14 protein-coding genes are annotated in these 16,886 nt (G+C 62.8%); 7 read left to right on the forward strand and 7 right to left on the reverse strand.

All coding sequences use genetic code 11. From position 1 onward, the window contains the following. The first annotated feature begins 414 nt into the window (after nucleotides 1-414). The 3 genes from AC1DVM_RS03800 (at nucleotide 415) to AC1DVM_RS03810 (ending at nucleotide 5,211) form a co-directional block, all read left to right on the forward strand. Nucleotides 415-1,767: a calcium-binding protein gene (locus AC1DVM_RS03800; protein WP_477252150.1), complete on the forward strand. Its 1,353-nt coding sequence runs from the start codon at nucleotides 415-417 to the stop codon at nucleotides 1,765-1,767. Between the two features lie 421 nt (nucleotides 1,768-2,188). Continuing rightward, the gene (locus AC1DVM_RS03805) at nucleotides 2,189-4,357 is read left to right on the forward strand and encodes a malate synthase G (RefSeq protein ID WP_477252152.1); all 2,169 of its coding nucleotides are present in this window, start codon (nucleotides 2,189-2,191) and stop codon (nucleotides 4,355-4,357) included. A gap of 68 nt (nucleotides 4,358-4,425) precedes the next feature. After that, nucleotides 4,426-5,211, forward strand: coding sequence for a 3-hydroxybutyrate dehydrogenase (locus AC1DVM_RS03810; RefSeq protein ID WP_477252154.1), 786 nt, complete (start codon nucleotides 4,426-4,428; stop codon nucleotides 5,209-5,211). A gap of 9 nt (nucleotides 5,212-5,220) precedes the next feature. On the opposite strand, the gene pip is transcribed toward AC1DVM_RS03810, so the two are convergent. Beyond that, complete coding sequence (pip, locus tag AC1DVM_RS03815; RefSeq protein WP_477252156.1) at nucleotides 5,221-6,165, reverse strand: prolyl aminopeptidase; 945 nt, start codon at nucleotides 6,163-6,165, stop codon at nucleotides 5,221-5,223. A 197-nt stretch (nucleotides 6,166-6,362) separates the two neighbouring features. Between pip and AC1DVM_RS03820 the strand changes: the two genes are divergently transcribed. The 4 genes from AC1DVM_RS03820 (at nucleotide 6,363) to AC1DVM_RS03835 (ending at nucleotide 10,286) form a co-directional block, all read left to right on the forward strand. Further along, entirely contained in the window at nucleotides 6,363-7,436 is a 1,074-nt protein-coding gene (locus tag AC1DVM_RS03820; RefSeq protein ID WP_477252158.1) for an extracellular solute-binding protein, read from the forward strand. A gap of 63 nt (nucleotides 7,437-7,499) precedes the next feature. Next, the gene (locus AC1DVM_RS03825; protein WP_477252160.1) at nucleotides 7,500-8,585 is read left to right on the forward strand and encodes an ABC transporter ATP-binding protein; all 1,086 of its coding nucleotides are present in this window, start codon (nucleotides 7,500-7,502) and stop codon (nucleotides 8,583-8,585) included. After that, a complete protein-coding gene (locus AC1DVM_RS03830) occupies nucleotides 8,582-9,445 on the forward strand; it encodes an ABC transporter permease (RefSeq protein ID WP_477252162.1) in 864 nt (287 codons plus the stop codon). The genes AC1DVM_RS03825 and AC1DVM_RS03830 overlap by 4 nt, the downstream gene beginning before the upstream one ends. A 4-nt stretch (nucleotides 9,446-9,449) precedes the next feature. After that, nucleotides 9,450-10,286, forward strand: a complete 837-nt coding sequence (locus tag AC1DVM_RS03835; RefSeq protein ID WP_477252164.1) for an ABC transporter permease — start codon at nucleotides 9,450-9,452, stop codon at nucleotides 10,284-10,286. An 11-nt stretch (nucleotides 10,287-10,297) separates the two neighbouring features. Here the strand turns inward: AC1DVM_RS03835 and AC1DVM_RS03840 are convergent, their stop codons facing one another. Genes AC1DVM_RS03840 through AC1DVM_RS03865 form a run of 6 tightly spaced genes read right to left on the reverse strand, consistent with a single transcriptional unit; the run spans nucleotide 10,298 to nucleotide 16,610 of the window. After that, a complete protein-coding gene (locus tag AC1DVM_RS03840) occupies nucleotides 10,298-11,365 on the reverse strand; it encodes a dipeptidase (protein WP_477252165.1) in 1,068 nt (355 codons plus the stop codon). Nucleotides 11,366-11,401: 36 nt separating this feature from the next. Then, nucleotides 11,402-12,196, reverse strand: coding sequence for an ABC transporter ATP-binding protein (locus AC1DVM_RS03845; protein WP_477252167.1), 795 nt, complete (start codon nucleotides 12,194-12,196; stop codon nucleotides 11,402-11,404). Then, complete coding sequence (locus AC1DVM_RS03850; protein WP_477252168.1) at nucleotides 12,184-13,020, reverse strand: ABC transporter ATP-binding protein; 837 nt, start codon at nucleotides 13,018-13,020, stop codon at nucleotides 12,184-12,186. Before AC1DVM_RS03850 ends, AC1DVM_RS03845 begins: the two co-directional genes overlap by 13 nt. Beyond that, nucleotides 13,017-13,949 carry an ABC transporter permease gene (locus AC1DVM_RS03855; protein ID WP_477252170.1) on the reverse strand — a complete coding sequence of 311 codons (933 nt, stop codon included), beginning with the start codon at nucleotides 13,947-13,949 and terminating at the stop codon, nucleotides 13,017-13,019. Before AC1DVM_RS03855 ends, AC1DVM_RS03850 begins: the two co-directional genes overlap by 4 nt. Continuing rightward, nucleotides 13,949-14,992, reverse strand: a complete 1,044-nt coding sequence (locus AC1DVM_RS03860) for an ABC transporter permease (protein WP_477252177.1) — start codon at nucleotides 14,990-14,992, stop codon at nucleotides 13,949-13,951. Before AC1DVM_RS03860 ends, AC1DVM_RS03855 begins: the two co-directional genes overlap by 1 nt. Nucleotides 14,993-15,014: 22 nt before the next feature. Then, entirely contained in the window at nucleotides 15,015-16,610 is a 1,596-nt protein-coding gene (locus tag AC1DVM_RS03865; RefSeq protein ID WP_477252171.1) for an ABC transporter substrate-binding protein, read from the reverse strand. Nucleotides 16,611-16,886 lie beyond the last annotated feature (276 nt).

Consider the following 16,886-nt stretch of genomic DNA (forward strand, 5'->3'; position numbering starts at 1 on the left):
AGACAGGGAATGGGGATCCGCGTACCTGCGAGGGAATGCCTAGTTCCCTGCAGATTTCCCTTAGAGCAGTGAAAGGGCCAGGGGAGACCGGTTTGCAACGGCCTGCCTCCACCACCAAATTTCCCCTACCGAACTAACACTTTGGAAGAAGCCGCCTCCGGGCGGCTTTCTGTTTGGCGGCCGTATCCGCCGAGCAATTTTCCGGCCCTCGGGCACCTTTCGCCCTGTTAACGCGCGCCACGACCCCCGCCCACCCGCAAAATGGCATTTTTTTGTTGGAATGGCCGGTTTTTGGCGACCCATAAGGGCATTTTCCCCTGCCTCTGCCGAAGCGTAATTCTGATCCCTTCAGTTTTTGTTGCGTTCCTAGCGTTTCCTCAATCGTCAGACATTCAGGCAGCGAGGGTCACGGCCATGGCGACGAGAATTGGTGACAACCGGCGAAACACTCTGGTCGGGACGGCGAACAACGATTTCATCTCCGGGCTCGGCGGCAACGACTCGCTCTTCGGGCGCGGAGGAAACGACCGGCTTTTCGGCGGCTCGGGCAACGATCGCCTCGATGGCGGTTCGGGCGACGATCGTCTGGATGGCGGCTCGGGCAATGACCGCTTGTTCGGCGGCTCGGGCAACGATCGCCTCGACGGCGGTTCGGGCAACGATTTTCTGAGTGGCGGATCGGGAATCGACAGGCTGATCGGCGGCTCCGGCCATGATTCTCTCGATGGCGGCTCGGGCGACGACCGTCTCGAGGGCGGGACGGGCAACGACACGCTGTTGGGCGGCTCCGGCAACGACCGCCTGGATGGCGGCGAGGGAAATGATTCGTTGAACGGCGGCATCGGTGACGACACGCTCAGCGGCGGCGCGGGCAACGATACGCTGGACGGCGGTGACGGCGACGATGACCTGAGCGGCGGCGACGGCGACGATGTGCTCATCGGTGGTCTCGGGAACGACCTCATGGCGGGCGATGCCGGCAATGACAGTCTCGATGGCGGCGACGGTAACGATTCGCTCGATGGCGGCATCGGCAACGACACGCTGCTCGGCGGCGCGGGCGACGATCAACTGGTCGGAGGCGCGGGCGCCGACAGCCTCGTGGGTGGTGCCGGCGACGACACCTTCCAGCCGGGCGCGGATGCGCTCGCCGATGCGATGACCGGCGGCGATGGCCTGGACAGTGTCGATTATTCCGACGCGACCGCGGGGGTAACGGTCAACCTTCAGGCGGGGACATCGGGCGGCGCCGCGACCGGCGATACATACACGGGCATCGAGAGCGTCGTCGGGACCGACTTTGCCGACACGCTGATTCCCAGGGACGGCGGCACGGCCTCGGGAGGGGGCGGCAACGACACGCTGTTTGCCACAGGTCCGGCGGGAAGCACCGTGATCCTGGTGGGCGGGGCGGGAAACGACACACTTTCGGGCGCGTCGATCGGTCAGGAATTGATGCAGCTGGAGCTCGACAACGGTCCGGACACCTTCAACGCCATCTTCCGCACTACCGATGCCGACCGGTTGCTGATCGACAACGATGTCTTCCAGATCGGTCTCGGCGTCACGCCGAACGAGATCAGAAATCTCGCAGCCGGTCCGGCGGTCGCCAACATCGCGACAGCGCAGTTCATCTATGTGCAGAATACCAATCAGCTGTTCTTCGATGCGGACGGAACCGGTGCGTCTACCGGGCCGGTTCTTCTCGCGACGCTGCAATTCGAGGGCGCCAACTCGGTGCTGGCGAGCGACTTTTACGTGATCTGAAGTAGCGCCTGCGCAAAGGCGCAGAAGTGACGTGTGACGGGAGGCCGGTCAGGGCCGCGGCTCCCGTCAAAAATTAATCCGACCGGAGCCACATCGCGCGGGGTCTCATACCTTCTAGCGACATCGGGCGGATCGGATTCCGTGGCGGATGATTTCACGCCAGGCGCGGAACGCGAGGTCGACGTCATCGTCTTCAATGACGTTGTCTGCTCGGCGCAAACCTGCATGACCGCCGTGAACGAAACTTTCAGATCGCGAATGACGCCCATCTGACCCACGATGGCTCACGCCTGATCGCGACCTAGGGCAAAACCTGTATGCCGGCCGGGGACGGCGCCTGTGCGACAAATGCCGTGCCGGTCCTTTTCTCCACACGAGGCGTTGGGCTAAGGTCCGGCCGACAGGTTACGAAAGAGAGACAATGAAACAGGTTTCGTCGCACGGCCTCCAGATCGCCCCGGTTCTTTACGATTTCGTCGAGCGTGAGGCGCTCCCGGGCACCGGGATCTCCTCGGAGGCGTTCTGGAAGGGCCTGGCCGACCTTAATCGGGAGTTCGCCCCACGCAATCGCGATCTCCTCGCGGTCCGGGATGACCTGCAGCGGCGGATCGATGCGTTCCACGTGGCCCGTGCAGGCCAACCTGCCGATGCGGCAGGTTACGAGGCCTTCTTGCGCGAGATCGGCTATGTCCGGCCGGAACCGGCTCCGTTTTCCGTGTCGACGAACAACGTCGACGATGAAATTTCAAGCATTGCCGGTCCGCAACTGGTCGTGCCGACCTCGAACGCACGCTATGCCCTCAATGCCGCGAACGCGCGCTGGGGCAGCCTCTATGATGCTCTCTACGGCACGGATGCGATCCCGGAGGAGGGGGGCGCCGTCCGGTCCGGCGGCTACAACAAGCTGCGCGGCGAGCAGGTGGTGGCCCGGGCAAGGCAGTTCCTCGACCAGGCGGCGCCGCTGAGAGCGGGACATCATGGCGATGTGAAGTCCTATTCGGTCAAGGACGGCACCTTGAAAATTGCGCTGCAGAACGGCAGCGAAACCGCGCTGGCGAATCCGTCGCAATTCGTGGGCTTCAGCGGGGAGGCGGCGAACCCGACCGGCATTCTCTTGCGCCACAACGGACTTCACATCGAGATCAAGATCGATCGGCAAAACCCGATTGGCGCCGAGGATCCGGCCGGTGTTGCCGACCTCGTGATCGAGTCTGCGATCTCCACCATCATGGATCTGGAGGATAGCGTCGCAGCGGTCGATGCCGACGACAAGGTGCTTGTCTATCGCACCTGGCTCGGCCTGATGAAGGGCGACCTGTCCGAGACTTTCGAGAAAGGCGGCCGCACGGTGGAGCGGCGCCTCAACCCGGACCGGATCTATTCGGCGCCCGACGGGAAGGAGCTTTGGCTCAACGGCCGCAGCCTCATGCTGGTCCGCAATGTCGGGCACCACATGGACACCGACGCCGTGCTGGATGAGGCGGGAAGACCGGTTCCCGAGACGATCGTCGATGCGGCGATCACGTCGCTGATTGCCATGCACGACCTGAAATCGACCGGACCTCTTCGCAATTCTCGTGCGGGCTCGGTCTATATCGTGAAGCCGAAGATGCATGGGCCCGATGAGGTGGCGTTCGCCGACGATCTGTTCGCGGCCGTCGAGGACATGCTGGGATTGCGGCGGCATACGCTCAAGATGGGCATCATGGACGAGGAGCGGCGCACGACCGTTAATCTGCGTGCGTGCATCCATGCGGCCCGGGACCGAATCTTCTTCATCAATACCGGCTTCCTCGATCGTACGGGCGACGAGATCCATACCTCGATGGAAGCGGGTCCGATGGTGCGCAAGAACGACATGAAGGCCACGCCCTGGATCAAGGCTTACGAAGATTCGAACGTCGATGCGGGTCTCGCCTGCGGTCTTCCGGGTCACGCCCAGATCGGCAAGGGCATGTGGGCGGCGCCCGATCGCATGGCCGACATGATGACGCAAAAGGTCGGACATCCCATGGCGGGCGCGAACACCGCCTGGGTGCCGTCGCCCACCGCCGCGACGCTTCACGCGCTTCACTATCATCAGGTCGACGTGCCTGAGCGACAGAGCGAGTTGAAGAAGCGCGCGCCCGCGAAACTCGCCGATATCCTGACCATTCCGGTGTCGCAATCGAACTGGGCGCCGGAGGCGGTGCAGCAGGAACTCGACAACAATTGCCAGGGCATTCTCGGCTATGTGGTGCGGTGGATCGATCAGGGCGTCGGCTGCTCCAAGGTGCCCGACATTCACGATGTGGGCTTGATGGAAGATCGCGCGACGCTTCGTATCTCGAGCCAGCACGTCGCGAACTGGCTGCACCACCGCATCGTCTCGGACGAGCAGGTCGAGCGGACGCTCCGGCGCATGGCCGAAATCGTCGATCGGCAGAATGCGGGCGATCCGCTTTATCGCCCGATGGCTCCATCCTTCGACGGGCCGGCCTATCGCGCCGCGAGCGATCTCATCTTTAAGGGACGCGCGCAGCCGAATGGCTACACCGAATGGGTGCTGCACGAACGCCGGCGTGAAGCCAAGGGCGTTTCCGCCACCTGAAAACAGCCGGCCCCCATCGCGCTCTTGCGCGCGCCGATCGTCCAAAAAAATTCTCCCGGAGCACATCCATGACTCTCACCTCAAAAGCCGCCGTGATCACAGGCTCGACCAGCGGCATCGGCCTTGCCATTGCGCGGGCGCTTGCAAGCGACGGCGCATCTGTCGTCCTCAACGGCTTCGGCCCGGCGGACGACATCGAGAAGACCCGCTTGTCCATCGAGCGCGAATTCAACGTCAGAGCGATTTATTCGCCGGCCGACATGTCGAAACCCGATGAGATCGCCGCGATGATCAAGCTTGCCGAGGAGACGTTCGGCGCGGTCGATATCCTGGTGAACAACGCAGGCATCCAATTCGTGTCGCCCATCGAGGATTTTCCGGTCGAGAAATGGGATCAGATCATCGCCATCAACCTGTCGTCGGCGTTCCACACCATTCGTGCCGCCATTCCCGGCATGAAGGCCCGCGGATGGGGCCGCATCATCAACACGGCCTCGGCGCATTCCCTCGTGGCGTCGCCTTTCAAATCCGCCTATGTGGCGGCCAAGCACGGTATTGCGGGCTTGACGAAGACGACCGCTCTCGAGGTGGCGGCGCACGGAATTACCGTCAATTGCATCAGCCCCGGCTATGTCTGGACGCCGCTGGTCGAGAAGCAGATTCCCGACACCATGAAAGCCCGCGGCCTGACGAAAGAACAGGTTATCCAGGATGTGCTGCTCGAAGCGCAGCCCACCAAGCAATTCGTCACCGTCGAACAGGTCGCGGCGCTCGCGCTCTTCCTGTGCTCCGACGCGGCGAGCCAGATGACAGGCGCAAACCTGTCGATGGATGGCGGCTGGACGGCGAAGTGAGGCGCCGTCTCACCGGTCCGCAAACGAATCCGTTGCCTCGATGAGATGGTGCAGAATGCCCGGTTCCGTGAAGGCGTGGCCCGCATCCGGCACCATCACGAACCGCGCCTCCGGCCAGGCCTTGTGAAGCGCCCAGGCCGTCGCGGCCGGCGTCGCCACGTCGTAGCGGCCCTGAATGATGACGCCTGGAATTCTTGTAAGCCGCTGCGCATCGCGGATCAGTTGCCCTTCCTCGAAGAAGCCCTCGTTCACGAAGTAATGGTTTTCAATGCGCGCAAAGGCGAGGGCGTAGTGGGGGTCGCCAAATTGGGTCGAGTAATCCGGGTTATCGAGAAGTGTGATCGTCTCGCCTTCCCAAAGGCTCCACGCGGCGGCGGCTTCCTGCTGCACGGCCGGGTCCGCGTGGGTGAGGCGGCGGCAATAAGCGGCCATCAGATCGTGGCGTTCCGCCTCGGGGATGGGTTCGAGGAAGCGCTCCCATTTGTCCGGAAAGAGCCATGACGCGCCGTCCTGGTAATACCAGAGAAGTTCCGCGCGCCGCAGGGTGAAGATCCCCCGCAGGATCAGCTCACTGACGCGGTCGGGGTGTGTTTCCGCATAGGCAAGGGCAAGCGTGCTGCCCCACGATCCGCCGAAGACCATCCATTGCTCGACGCCGAGCATCGCGCGCAGCCGCTCGATATCGGCCACGAGATGCCAGGTCGTATTGGCCTGAAGACTGGCATGGGGCGTCGAACGTCCGCAGCCGCGCTGGTCGAAAAGCAGGATGCGATATTTTTCCGGGTCGAACAGCCGGCGCTGGGAAGGCGAACAGCCGCCGCCGGGTCCGCCGTGGAGAAAAACCACCGGCTTGCCGTTGGGATTGCCGCACAATTCCCAATAGACCCGGTGTCCGTCGCCCACCTCCAGCAGGCCGTGTTCGTAAGGCGAGATCTCCGGGTACAGACTGCGCATAGAACGCGCCTCCTTAGCTGGTTCGAATTTCGTTTCTACGTGCCGATGCGGCAGGCAGAGCCTGGCGTTCTCGGCCGTTGAGCCGGCTCAAGAATATCGTCGGAACGTCCTAATAACAGTGGCGTGTCGTGGGGGTGTCATGTAATTTTGCAACTGGGGAACACGGGTTGAACCCGGACCACATTTGGAGGATTGAGATGTTGACCAAGCGCGCCGGTTTAAAACTGGCTACGGCTTTCGCCGCCCTGATGGTTGCCGGATCGGCACAGGCGGCCGAGAAGCTTCGACTGCTGACCTGGGCGGATTATGCTCCGGCCGATATCGTTCAGCAATTCACGAAAGAGACGGGCGTCGAAGTCGAGATCACGCTCTCGAACAACGAGGAGATGATCTCCAAGCTGCGCGCCACGCAGGGCGCGGGCTTCGACCTCGTCCAGCCGAGCCAGGACCGGATCGCCGGTCCGCAGCAGGAATTCGGCATCTACAAGCCACTCGACCTGTCCAAGCTGAAGTCGGACCTGTTCATCGCCTCGATGCTCGAGGCCACCAAGAAGAACACGACATTGGGCGGCAAGGTCTATGGCGTGCCGCATATCTGGGGCACCGACGGACTCGTCGTGAACACGAAGGCTGCTCCCGCGGTCGCCGATTACAACGACCTTTGCGCTCCGGCCGTGGCGGGTAAAGCCAGCTTCCGCGCCAAGCGCCCGACGCTGATCGCTTTCGCGTTTGCCAACGGCATGGATCCGTTCGCCTCCTATGGCGACGCCAAGGCCTACGCGGCCATGATGGACAAGGTCGGCGCCAAGCTCGCCGAGTGCAAGAAGAACGTGAAGTTCTTCTGGGACGGCAAGGACCAGCTCCTGAACGCACTTCGCACCGGCGAAGTGGTGGCCGCCATGGCGTGGGACACGGGTGGCTGGAAGTTGAATTCGGAGAACCCGGAGATCAAGTTCATTGCGCCGAAATCCGGCGCGCTGGGATGGATCGACACCTTCGCGATTCCCGCCAAGGGCCGGAATGACGAGGCTGCCTATCAGTGGATCAACTTCAACATGCGGCCTGAGATCGCCGCGAAGGTCGCGGCTGCCGCGGGCAACTTCACGGCGTCGAACGGCGCCGACAAGTTGATGCAGGGCAAGCTGAAGGAGCAATTCGCCGAGAGCTTCCCGAAGGCGGCGATCGACAACATCAAGTGGTATCCGGCAGTGCCTGCCGGCATTGAAGAGATCGAGGGCAAGGTTCTCGACCGTCTGAAAGCCGGCTCGTAATCGCTACCGATTGATCATCATCCCCCGGTTCGCCGGGGGATGACTTTTTGTGTGTATCCACCCATGGCTTCATCAAGCGACCTCGATATCGTCAACGTGACGAAGCGGTTCGGCGCGCATTTCGCCGTCAACGACGTGACGTTCAGCGTCGCGCCCGGCGAATTCTTCTCCATCCTCGGACCGTCGGGATGTGGAAAGACCACGCTGATGCGCATGATCGCCGGGTTCGAGAACCCGACCTCGGGCGACATTAGAATACGCGACAAATCCATGGTCGGCGTTCCGGCCAATCGCCGTCCGGTCAACATGGTGTTTCAGAGTCTCGCGCTCTTTCCCATGATGAGTGTTGGCGAGAACGTCGCTTACGGCATGACATGTCGCGGGGTTGGACGCGCCGAGGCGGACGACCGCGCCACCCGCATGCTCGAGCGTGTGGGGCTGAAGGGCTTCGGCGATCGACAGGTCACGGCCTTGTCGGGCGGGCAGCGCCAGCGCGTGGCGATCGCCCGCTGTCTCGTTCTCGAGCCCACACTCGTGCTTCTCGACGAACCGCTGGGCGCGCTCGATCTGAAGCTGCGCGAGCACATGAAGATCGAGCTGAAGCAATTGCAGGGCACCTTCAACACGACGTTCGCCTACATCACGCATGACCAGTCCGAAGCCTTGGTGATGTCGGACCGGATCGCCGTGATGAACCAGGGCAGGTTCGAGCAGGTCGGCAGCCCCCGCGAGCTTTACCACAACCCGGGAACGCCTTTCGTTGCGAGTTTCGTCGGCGAGACGAATCGGTGGCAGGGGGCGGTCACGAGCGGCGGGGACGGCGCCATCGCGGTGCGGCTGCCATCCGGCATCTCGGTGCAGGGACAAGGGAAGGCGGGCGCCGGCGATGCCCTTTGCTTCGCGCGACCGGAAGCGATCGCGCTGGCGTCGGACGCCGCGGCCCTTGGCGCCCTTGCCAACCGCTTCGAGGGCAAGGTTTCGGCCGTGCTGTTCGACGGTGCGAATTCCAGCCTGCTCATCGATACGCGCGGTTTCGCCGAGCCTGTTCGCGCCGTGCTGCCGCAGGCGGGTGCGCCTGCGGGGATCAATGTGGGAGCGCCGGTCCACCTGGGCTGGACCGCCGACGCCATGAAGGTCTTTGCCGCATGAAAACGGCGCAGCGCCTGACCCTTTTCCTCATGATGGCGCCCGCCATCCTCTGGCTCGGCGTGCTGATCGTCCTGCCGCACGTGGAAATTCTCATCCTGTCGTTCAGCCAGAGGGTCGCGCCGCGGGTTTATGAATTCGGCTTCGGCAATTATCTCGAATTCTTCACCGAGCCGCTCTATTGGCGCACCTTCGCCCGTACGGCGATCATGTCCATCCTGGTCACGGCGATCACGCTCGTCCTCGCATTCCCCATCGCGCTTTATATCGCGCGGGTTGCGCAAGGCCGGCTGAAAGCGATGCTGCTGCTGTTGTGCCTGCTGCCGTTCTGGGTGTCCGAGCTCGTGCGGACGCTCGGCTGGATGATGCTCTTACGCGAAACCGGCATCATCTCCTATGTGCTACGCATGACCGGCCTTGCGGACCGGCCCGTGGAACTCCTCTACAACGACGGCGCCGTGATCCTCGGGCTCGTCTATGGGGGCCTGCTGTTCATGATCGTGCCGCTGGCGAATGCGCTCGAAAGCCTCGATCCCTCGGTGGTCGAGGCGGGCTACGATCTCGGGGGCTCCCGCTGGACCGTCATTCGCCGCATCGTGATCCCCCATGCGATGCCCGGCATCGTCGCGGGGTCGATCATCGTGTTCATGCTGACAGTCGGCAATTTCGCCACGCCGGTCTTGCTCGGCGGCAAGAACGGCCTGTGGTTCACCGAGCAGATCTACGCGCAGTTCATCACGCGCTTCAACTGGCCCCAGGGGGCGGCCTTCGGCATGCTCCTCCTCCTGCTTTCATCGGCTATCGTCTGGGCCGGCTTGCGCCTGACCGGCCAGGGTCTCGGCACCACATTGCGGCAGGCATGATCCCATGAACCGTCCCTCGCTCCTGTGGAAAGTCTACATCGCGGCGTTCTACATCTTCCTGTTTGCGCCGCTCGTGGTCGTTGCCGTGTTTGCCTTCAACGACAGCCCGTTTCCGTCACCGCCGTGGCGCGGTTTCACGCTCGAATGGTTTACCGGAACAGGCGCGGTCTTCGGCAGGCCGGGGGTGCTGAAGGATCCGATCTGGCTCACCACCATCGGCAATTCACTGAAGGTGGCTCTCCCTGTCGCGGTGTTGGCGGTCCTCCTCGGAACCGTCAATGCTTGGTTGTTGGAACGCGCACAGTTCCCCGGCAAGACACTCCTCGCCATGATGATGCTGTGGCCGCTGGTGATTCCGGGCGTCGTGCTCGGCATCTCCATCCTCGCGTTCTTTTCCCGCGTCGCCAATGGCCTCGAGGAATGGCTTCAGATGGATCTCGACCCCTTGCGCCCCGGCCTGTCCCTCGTGGTGCTCGGGCAATTGTCGTTCATCCTGACGATTTCGACGCTGATCATCGCGGCGCGGCTCCGCAAGTTCGACCGATCGCTCGAAGAGGCGGCCTTCGATCTCGGCGCCAGCCGGGCGCGTGTGCTCCGCACGATCACGCTGCCGTTTCTGCGTCCCGCGCTGGTGGGCGCTGGACTCGTGGCGCTGCTCATGTCGTTCGAGAATTTCAACACGACGCTGATGCTCGTCGGGTCCGACGCACCGCTGCCCATCACCATGTATGGCCAGATGCGAGAGGGCGCCACGCCCGCGATCAACGCCGTCAGCCTGCTGGTGATGCTCGCGGTCGGCGGGATCGCGAGCCTGTTCGCGCTGACGTCGAAGTCGCAGTAGGCGGCTGAGGCCTAATGGCCCCAGGTGCGTTCCAGAACGTTGATCCAGTTCTCATAGCAGAGCTTGCGCAGGGTCGCCTCGTCGTAGCCGTGCCGGCGCATCGCATCCACGAGGCGCGGGAGCCCGGCGACGTCGCCGATGTCCGCCGGAATGGTCGCGCCATCGAAATCCGACCCCAGCCCCACACGGTCGACGCCCACATGCTCGATCAGGTGATCCATGTGGCGGATCATCTCCTCGAGCGGCGTATGCTCGTTGCGCTGTCCGTCCGGGCGGATGAACGACGTGGCGAAGTTCACCCCGACCATGCCGTTGCTCTCGCGAATGGCGGCCAATTGCTTGTCGAGGAGATTGCGCGAATGCGCGCAGACCACGTGCGCGTTGGAATGGGTGGCGACAAGCGGCGCGTCCGAGATTTTTGCGACGTCCCAGAAGCCCTTCTCGTTCAGATGCGAGAGGTCGATCATGATCCGGCGCTGGTTGCAGGCGCGGATCAGCTCCCGGCCAAGATCCGTGAGACCCGGTCCCGTATCGGGTCCGGACGGATAGCGGAAGGGGACGCCGTGACCGAAGATGTTCGAGCGACTCCACACCGGGCCGACGGAGCGAAGCCCGCTGCCATAGAGCACGTCGAGCATGTAGAAATCCGGATCGATTCCCTCAGCGCCTTCGATGTGGAGGATGGTCGCCAGCGTGCCGTTCTCGATGCACGCGCGGATATCGGCCGCCGACGTGCAGACTTTCACCGCGCCCTTCGACGCGCGCTCAATGCGCAGCAGCAGGGCCGACATATGCACCGTCACCTGCTGGCTGGGTGAGAGTTCGAGTTCCGCAGGCAGCGGGATGTCATATTGCGGTTTGGCCATCATGTCGTCGATGTCGGGCCCCGTGCCTTGCGAGGACACGTAGACGGCGAAGAAGCCGCCCACGAACCCGCCCTTCTTCATGCGGGGCAAATCGAGGTGGCCGAGATTGTCGCCTTCCAGAAAGTCACGCTCCGGATGCGTCTTCCCGCGGATGAGCCGGAGAAGAACGTCGTTGTGACCATCGAAGACTGGCATCAGATCTGAGCGTGACATGTGTGCACCAAACGAAGGAACGGCAGGAAGATCGATCTAAAGAAGCGCCGGCTGGACGCCGTCGCGAGCGAAGCCCTGACTCGCCTGAATCAAAGCGCGCGTATATTCGTTCGCCGCCGCGCCCGAGCGCAAGGCCTTGGCGGTGGTTTCTTCGACCGCTTCGCCCTGGCGCATGACGAGAAGCCGGTCGCAGAGATGCGCCACGACGGCGAGGTCGTGACTGACCAGCACATAGGTGAGGCCGAGTTTCACGCGCAATTCGTCCAGCAGATTGAGAACCTCCGCCTGTACCGATGCGTCGAGCGCGGAGGTCGGCTCGTCGAGCAGAAGGATTTTCGGCCGCAGGATCAGCGCGCGCGCGATGGCGATGCGCTGGCGCTGGCCTCCGGAAAGCTGGTGCGGATAGCGAAAACGGAAGGACGGACCGAGTCCCACTTCGCGCAAGGCCTCGAGAATCCGCGCTTCGGCATTCTTTTTCTCGCCGTGGATGGCGAGGGGTTCGGACAGGGTGCGGTCCACGGTGTGGCGCGGGTGGAGCGATGCGTAGGGGTCCTGGAAGACCATTTGCACCTGGCGATAGAAGCCGATGTCGCGCGGGGAAGGCACGGCCTTCCCGTTGACCACGACACGGCCGGCGGAAATCGGCGCAAGGCCGCAGATGGCCCGCAAGACCGTCGACTTTCCTGAGCCGGATTCGCCCACAAGCCCGAACGAGGCGCCGGGCTCCACCTGAAAGCTGACGTCCTTGACGGCGTCGACGCGCATGCGCCCCGTGCCATAGACCACGGAGAGGTTCTGGATATCGAGCATCGGTTCCGTCACAGCGCCCATGCCGGATCGCGGTTGAGGGTGGGGAGCGGGCGCACGTCGCTGCTCAGTTTCGGCAGGCAGTTCATGAGTCCCTGCGTGTAGGGGTGCTTGGCTTCGCGAAGATGCTTCGCCTCAAGTTCCTCCACCACGTGGCCCGCATACATCACGAGCACGCGATCGCAAAAGGATGAGACGAGCTTCAGGTCGTGCGAGATGAAGATCAGGCCCATTCCGCGTTCGGCCACGAGCTCATCGAGGATGCGCAGAACTTCCATCTGCACGGTCACGTCGAGAGCGGAGGTCGGCTCGTCGGCGATCAGCATGTCGGGATCGGTGACCAGCATCATGGCGATCATCGCGCGCTGCCCCATGCCTCCCGAAACTTCGTGCGGATAGAGCCGGAAGACGCGCGCCGGGTCGCGCATCTTGACGGCCTCCAGCATCGCAAGTGTCTTGTCGCGTGCCTCGGCCCAACTCGCCTTGCGATGCGCCTGATAGGCCTCGATGATCTGTTCGCCGATGGTCATGACCGGGTTGAGCGAATATTTCGGGTCCTGCATCACCATCGAGATGCGCCCGCCGCGCAGGGCGCGCAATGTGCGCTTCGAGGCGGTCAGCAGGTCGATTCCGTCGAATGTCAGCCGCTTGGCGATGACCTCGCCGGGGGGAGGCGTGAGGCCCAGGATGGCGCGGCCGGTTTGCGACTTGCCGGAACCCGATTCACCCACGATGCCGAGACGTTCCCGGCCGAGATGGAACGACACCCCTCGCACCGCCTCGACGATGCCGGTGCGGAGGTGGAAGCGGACGCGGAGATCTTCGACTTCGAGCAGCTTCTGTGTCATCTTGCGGCCTTCGGGTCGAGAACGTCGCGCAAGCCGTCGCCGAGCAGGTTGAAGCCCAGGCTGACCACGAAGATGGCCGCGCCCGGCATCGCGGCGACCCACCATTGATCGATGAGGTAGTTGCGGCCCGTCGCCACCATCGCTCCCCATTCGGGCATCGGCGGCTGCGCGCCGAGGCCGAGGAAGCCGAGGCCGGCGGCGGTCAGGATGATGCCCGCCATGTCGAGGGTGACGCGCACGATGAGCGAGGAGAGACAGAGCGGCACCACGTGGCCGAGGATGATGCGTGGCGCCGATGCGCCTTGCAGTTTCACGGCGGCGATGAAGTCGCTGTTGCGGATCATGAGCGTCTCGGCGCGCGCGATGCGCGCGTAGGGGGGCCATGACGTGATCGCGATGGCGATGATGGCGTTGTCGATGCCCGGACCCAACGCGGCAACGAACGCGAGCGCCAGAATGAGACGCGGAAATGCGAGAAAGATGTCCGTGATGCGCATCAGCACGGTATCGACCCACCCGCCCAGATAGCCGGCGATCGTGCCCATGGCGAGGCCGATCGGCGTGGCGATGATGGCCACCAGCATGACCACCCAAAGGGTCGTGCGCGAGCCGTAGACGACGCGCGAAAAGATGTCGCGCGCCAGATCGTCCGTGCCGAACCAGTGAGCCGCGCTCGGCGGAAGAAGTCGCGCGGTGCGCAGATCGCCGCCAACGATAGGCGAGTAGGGCGCGATGAAGTCGGCGAAGATCGCCACCAGAACCAGCAGCAGGACCACGGCAAGACCGAGGACCGCCAGAGGGTTCTTCGAGAACGCACGCCAGCCGAGATAGAACCGGCCAAAACGTGCTTGCCAGCGCGATGCGGGTTCGGGAGACAACAGCCAGGCGCGGACGCCTGTCGGATGCTGCGCAAGTGCGGCGCCGGCCATCAGCGGGTCCTCGGATCGAGCAGGTTATAGAGAAGATCGGAGACGAGGTTCAGGATCACGAAGACAGTTCCGATGATGAGCGTTCCGCCGAGCACAGCGTTCATGTCCGCATTCTGCAGCGAGTTGGTGATGTACTGGCCGAGGCCCGGCCACGCGAAGACGGTCTCGGTCAATACCGAGCCTTCCAGCAGATTGGCGTAGGAGAGGGCGATGACCGTCACGAGGGGCACGGCGGCATTGCGCAGCGCGTGTCGCCAGATCACGCGCATCTCGGACAAACCCTTCACGCGCGCAGCGATCACATATTCCTGCGCCAGTTCGTTCAGCATGAAGGAACGCGTCATGCGGCTGATATAGGCGAGGGAGAAATATCCCAGCAGGCAGGCCGGAAGCGCGATATGCGAGAGCGCATTCCAGAACGCGTCCATCTGCCCCTGCATGAGGGTGTCGATGAGCACGATGTTGGTGACCGGCGTGTAGATATACGAATAGGTCACGTCGAGCCGGCCCGGTCCCTCGACCCATCCGAGCTTGGCGTAGAACAGCAGCAATCCCATCAGGCCGAGCCAGAAGATCGGCACCGAATAGCCCACGAGACCGAGAAGGCGGACAATCTGGTCGATCCAGCTCCCACGTCTCACCGCCGCCAGGACGCCGAGCGGGATGCCGAGGAGGGTGCCGATCAGCGTTCCGAGCGTCGCGAGTTCGAACGTTGCCGGAAACGTGTTCATGATGTCGGTCATCACCGGATTGGTGGTGAGCACCGAATTGCCGAAATCGCCGGTCACGGCCTTCTTGACGTAGATGACGAATTGCTCGACGAGCGGCCGATCGAGGCCGAGTTCCAGCCGGACCCGCTCATAGACCTGGGGTGGCGCGCGATCGCCCACAATGGCGAGGACAGGATCGATGGGCACGACCCTTCCGATGAAGAACGTGACGGCAACGAGACCGAGCAGGGTCGTTGCCAGCACGAGCGTGAACCTGACGACTCGCGTCAGCAAGAGGCGGAGGGCACCGAGATGCCCTCCGCCTCGTGTCATTGTCGATGAAGCCATTGAATAATTAGTTCTTCTTGGCTTGCATCACGCTGTTCATGTCGAACGACGGGCCGATGACCACGCCTTCGACGTTCTTGCGCGACGCGATCACTTCGATCTGTTGCAGGAACGTGACGAAGGGGCCGTCCGCGAGGACCGCTTCCTGCAGTTCCTTGTACATGGCTGCGCGCTTCTCGGCATCGGGCTCAAGAACGGCAGCGCGAGTCTTCGCGGTCAACGGTCCCGGATCCCATGCGTTGCGCCATGCCAGCGGCTTCGCCTTTGCGGTGTCCGAGTTGTCGTCGTTCGCCGCGAAGGTGTCCGCGTTGGAATTCGGATCCTGATAATCCGAACCCCAGTTGCCGATATAGATGTCGTGTTGGCGGGCGCGGTACTTCGTCAGGGTCTGCTTGCTGTCGCCCGGGATGATTTCGATCTTGATGCCCGCTTGCGCCATCGTCTGCTGGATCGCCTGCGCGATGCCGGTGATCTCCGGAGTCGAGCGGGTGTCCATGGTGACCGTGAAGCCGTCCTTCAGGCCGGCTTTGGCGAGCAGCTCTTTCGCCTTGGCGACGTCGAGCTTGTAGGGATTGTCATTGATGGCGCCGAGGAAGCCCTTGGGCAGGAAGGCCTGATGCACCTCGCCCTTGTTCTTCATGATCGTGTCGGCGATGGCCGAATAATCCACGAGCCACTTCATCGCCTGCCGGACTTCCGGCTTGGCGAGATTGGGGTTCTTCTGGTTCAGGCCGAGGTAGTAGACGGTGCCCTTCGGTCCGTTTTCAACCTTGATGTCGGGGTTCTTGGCGACTGCTTCGAGTTCCTGCGGGTTCAGGTTCCGGGCGATATCGACGTCGCCTTTCTCGAGGAGAAGGCGCTGCGTCGCGGTTTCCTTGATGTGCCGGTAGATTACCCGCGCGAGCGGAGTTTTCTTTTCGGAGTTCGGGTTCCGCTCCAGAACGACGACTTCGTTGGCCTTCCAGTCGCGGATCGCGAAGGCGCCGGAGCCGGCGTATTTCGTCTTGAGCCAGTTATAGCCCAGGTCGCCATCCTTCTCGTTCTGCATCACGAGCTTCTTGTCGACCACCGAGGCGACGGTGGACGTCATGCAATACAGGACGAAGGTCGGCGCGTAGGCCTTGTCGAGTTCCATGGTGAATTCGAGGGGGCCCGTCTGCTTGATCTTGTCCTTGACGTTGTCTTTCGTCAGGCCGAACTGGCCGATGATGAAGGCCGGGGATTTGTCGAGAAGGACAGCGCGCTGCAGCGAGAACACGGCGTCCTCTGCCGTCAGCGGATTGCCGGAGGCGAATTTCTTGTTCGGACGGATCTTGAACGTGAAGGTCTTGCCGTCCGGGGATACCGACCAGGATTCGGCCACCTCTCCGTGGATCTTCGAAACATCCTTCGGATCGTAATTGATCAGACGCTCATAGGTGTTGCCCGCGATTTCCGAGTTGCTGAACTCGAAGATCTCAGCCGGATCAAGGGACGTGATGTCGTCGATCTGCCAGGCCTGGACCAGGGTGTCGGGCGGGGTCGCGGCCTGAACGGCGGAGAACGATGTCGCCATGGTCACGACCATTGCTGCCGACATCAGAATTTTTGGCATGTGTTTCATTGACGGAGTCCCTCACGGCGCTCTCGGCGCCTTTTGTGCGGTGGTATAGATGCAAATCGGACACGCTCTGTCCAGTGTCCCAACTGGTTTTGAAGTGGTAAAGCTTCGGCACGGCTCCTAACGTTTAGGCATGCTTGCGCGCAGGGCATTTGCTCCCACCCTCCACCCGGGCGGGTTGGCCAGCGGCCCTCAAGTGTGGCAAAGGCAAGCCCAACAGATCCATCGGGTGAAACACAGTGTCGGAAAAAACCGCGAAGCCTTCTGCGAATACCATGT

It is taken from the genome of Microvirga sp. P4_A5 (assembly GCF_056402495.1).

Excerpts from the sequence above, each read along its gene's own strand:
- AC1DVM_RS03855 (WP_477252170.1), bottom strand. The coding sequence starts at position 13,949 with ATGGCCGGCGCCGCACTTGCGCAGCATCCGACAGGCGTCCGCGCCTGG.
- AC1DVM_RS03810 (WP_477252154.1), top strand. The coding sequence starts at position 4,426 with ATGACTCTCACCTCAAAAGCCGCCGTGATCACAGGCTCGACCAGCGGC.
- AC1DVM_RS03845 (WP_477252167.1), bottom strand. The coding sequence starts at position 12,196 with ATGGGCGCTGTGACGGAACCGATGCTCGATATCCAGAACCTCTCCGTG.
- AC1DVM_RS03835 (WP_477252164.1), top strand. The coding sequence starts at position 9,450 with ATGAACCGTCCCTCGCTCCTGTGGAAAGTCTACATCGCGGCGTTCTAC.
- AC1DVM_RS03840 (WP_477252165.1), bottom strand. The coding sequence starts at position 11,365 with ATGTCACGCTCAGATCTGATGCCAGTCTTCGATGGTCACAACGACGTT.
- AC1DVM_RS03820 (WP_477252158.1), top strand. The coding sequence starts at position 6,363 with ATGTTGACCAAGCGCGCCGGTTTAAAACTGGCTACGGCTTTCGCCGCC.
- AC1DVM_RS03865 (WP_477252171.1), bottom strand. The coding sequence starts at position 16,610 with ATGAAACACATGCCAAAAATTCTGATGTCGGCAGCAATGGTCGTGACC.
- AC1DVM_RS03830 (WP_477252162.1), top strand. The coding sequence starts at position 8,582 with ATGAAAACGGCGCAGCGCCTGACCCTTTTCCTCATGATGGCGCCCGCC.
- AC1DVM_RS03805 (WP_477252152.1), top strand. The coding sequence starts at position 2,189 with ATGAAACAGGTTTCGTCGCACGGCCTCCAGATCGCCCCGGTTCTTTAC.
- AC1DVM_RS03850 (WP_477252168.1), bottom strand. The coding sequence starts at position 13,020 with ATGACACAGAAGCTGCTCGAAGTCGAAGATCTCCGCGTCCGCTTCCAC.
- pip (WP_477252156.1), bottom strand. The coding sequence starts at position 6,165 with ATGCGCAGTCTGTACCCGGAGATCTCGCCTTACGAACACGGCCTGCTG.
- AC1DVM_RS03825 (WP_477252160.1), top strand. The coding sequence starts at position 7,500 with ATGGCTTCATCAAGCGACCTCGATATCGTCAACGTGACGAAGCGGTTC.
- AC1DVM_RS03800 (WP_477252150.1), top strand. The coding sequence starts at position 415 with ATGGCGACGAGAATTGGTGACAACCGGCGAAACACTCTGGTCGGGACG.
- AC1DVM_RS03860 (WP_477252177.1), bottom strand. The coding sequence starts at position 14,992 with ATGACACGAGGCGGAGGGCATCTCGGTGCCCTCCGCCTCTTGCTGACG.